We start from the raw sequence: 959 nt of genomic DNA, 5'->3' as shown, positions 1-959 counted from the left end.
GTCGAGGTGACGATCAACCGCAGCAGCGCGATCGGCAAGGACGATCCCGCCGGCGTCGCCGACATGGTCATGGAGGCCGCGGTCTCGACCATTCTCGACATGGAGGACTCGGTCGCCGCGGTCGACGCCGAGGACAAGGTGCTGGTCTACCGCAACACGCTCGGCCTGATGAACGGCACGCTCTCGGCCGACTTCGAGAAGGGCGGCAAGACGCTGACGCGTTCGCTCAACGCCGACCGCAGCTACAAGACGCCGGACGGCAAGGGCGAGGTCAAGCTGCACGGCCGCAGCCTGCTGCTGATGCGCAATTGCGGTCACCACATGTTCACCGACGCGGTGCTGGACGAAAAGGGCGAGGAGATCCCGGAGGGCCTGTTAGATGCCGCCGTCTCCGGCCTGCTCGCCATCCACGACCTCAAAGGCAACTCCAAGGTCAAGAACAGCCGCACCGGCTCGGCCTATATCGTCAAGCCGAAGATGCACGGCCCGGACGAAGTGTCGTTCACGTGCGAGATTTTCGACCGCGTCGAGAAGATGCTCGGCCTGCCGGAGAATACGCTCAAGGTCGGCATCATGGACGAGGAGCGGCGCACCACCGTCAACCTCAAGGCCTGCATCCAGCGCGCTTCCAAGCGCATCATGTTCATCAACACCGGCTTCCTCGACCGCACCGGCGACGAGATCCACACCTCGATGGAAGCGGGCCCCATGATCCGCAAGAACGAGATGAAGGCGCAGGCCTGGATCAAGGCCTACGAGGACTGGAACGTCGACATGGGCCTGATCGACGGGCTGCCCGGTCATGCCCAGATCGGCAAGGGCATGTGGGCTGCGCCCGACAAGATGGCCGACATGCTTCAACAGAAGCTCGCGCATCCGCAGGCCGGCGCCACCACTGCGTGGGTCCCCTCGCCGACCGCCGCGACGCTGCACGCGCTGCACTACCATCAGGTCAACGT

Annotated in this window: 1 protein-coding gene; it reads left to right on the top strand. The window is 64.7% G+C overall.

Annotated elements, in window-relative coordinates; translation table 11 throughout:
- The coding region (locus tag AC1D00_RS42900) for a malate synthase G (RefSeq protein ID WP_477014891.1) at positions 1-959 on the top strand (959 nt) is incomplete at both ends.

The sequence above is a fragment of the Bradyrhizobium sp. P2_E8 genome, assembly GCF_056403875.1.
The sequence above is the reverse complement of the archived record's forward strand: the minus strand, read 5'-3'. Positions and strand labels throughout refer to the sequence as shown.